The following is a 1715-nucleotide window of genomic DNA, read 5'->3' on the forward strand; positions in this document are numbered from 1 at the left end:
CGGGAGTTTGACAGTTAAACAATAGGAAAAGTACTTGCAGGCCGCATAAAACCTGTTTTTTTGTGTCAACTTTTTGCTTTTATTGTATTGTATTTTATTGCAATGTATGGTATAATGTGGAAAAGGGGGTATTTCCTATGAGAGTTATTACATCCAAATCAAAAAATGCTGAATCCTTTTATATCTCAAAAGGATACATCAACGATAAAGGTGTAAGCACTTCTGTTATTGTTCGGAAATTGGGAACTTTAAAAGATCTTTTACCTGAACATGGACCAACTCGTGATGATGTGATGGCTTGGGCTAAAGAAGAAGCCAGACTTGAAACCTTAAAGTACAAACAAGAACAGGAAAACAAATCGATCCAGATTACTTTTCATGCTGACAGACAACTGGATTATGAGAAACAAGTTTTCTATCGCGGCGGTTATCTTTTTTTACAATCCATCTATTATCAACTCCATATAGATAAAATTTGCCGCAAATTAAAATCAAAATATAAATTCAAATATGATATCAATGCAATCCTTTCCGATTTAGTTTATGCCAGGATTCTGGAGCCTTCCAGCAAACGCTCTTCTTTTAAAGCAGCGTCAGAATTCTTAGAGAAGCCTTCTTATGAACTCCATGATGTTTATCGTGCATTGGACGTTCTTGGGAATGAATGTGATCTCATACAATCAGAAGTTTATAAAAACAGTCATTTTTTAGGATCCAGAAATGATAAAGTCCTTTATTATGATTGTTCGAATTATTACTTTGAGATTGAACAGGAAGATGGCAGCAAAAAATACGGAAAAAGCAAAGAACACCGACCAAATCCTATTATCCAAATGGGATTATTTATGGATGGGGATGGCATTCCACTTGCTTTTTCACTCTTCCCCGGAAACGCAAACGAACAAACCTCACTAAAACCATTGGAAAAGAAAGTTCTTGGAGAGTTTGGCTGTCAGAAATTTATCTATTGTAGTGATGCCGGACTGGGATCTGAAGATATCAGATCCTATAATCATATGGGAGAAAGAGCCTATATCGTAACCCAGTCTATCAAGAAACTGAAAAAAGAAGAAAAAGAATGGGCTTTGAATCCACAAGGGTTTAAAAGAGTTTCGGATGATACACCCGTTGATATCACAAAACTACCTGTAGATGATAAAGGCCTTTATTATAAAGATGAACCCTATACTACAAAGAAACTTCACCAGCGCCTGATCATTACATACTCACCTAAATATGCGATTTATCAGAAAACGCTTCGCGATAAACAAGTGGAACGTGCACAAAAAATGTTAGATTCAGGAAACACAAAAAAGAATCGTAAAAACCCAAACGATCCAGCCCGTTTTATCGGAACCACAGCTTCTACCAAAGAAGGTGAAGTCGCTGATATCCATCATTACCTGGACGAAAATAAGATTGCAGAAGAATCTCAATATGATGGACTTTATGCTGTATGCACAGATCTTCTGGATGATGAAGTTGGAGATGTTTTAAAAGTCAGTGAAGGCAGATGGCAAATAGAAGAATGTTTTCGAATTATGAAAACGGATTTTTCGGCAAGACCTGTTTATCTACAGGATGAAAACCGTATTAAGGCACATTTTCTGATTTGTTTTCTCGCACTGATAATCTATCGTTTTCTTACGAAAAAGCTCGAATCAAAATATACCTGTGAAGAACTGTTAGATACCTTGAAAACAATAAATTTTGTC

At 36.0% G+C, this 1715-nt stretch carries 1 protein-coding gene; it reads left to right on the top strand.

Translation table 11 applies throughout. The annotated features are described in order from the left end of the window. Positions 1 to 137 precede the first annotated feature (137 nt). Positions 138 to 1715, top strand: a 1578-nt coding sequence (locus ACTNA4_RS15995) for an IS1634 family transposase (RefSeq protein ID WP_441031154.1), incomplete at its 3' end; no start/stop codon positions are given.

The sequence above is a fragment of the Bariatricus sp. HCP28S3_A7 genome, assembly GCF_052066375.1.
Classification (GTDB): domain Bacteria; phylum Bacillota; class Clostridia; order Lachnospirales; family Lachnospiraceae; genus Allocoprococcus.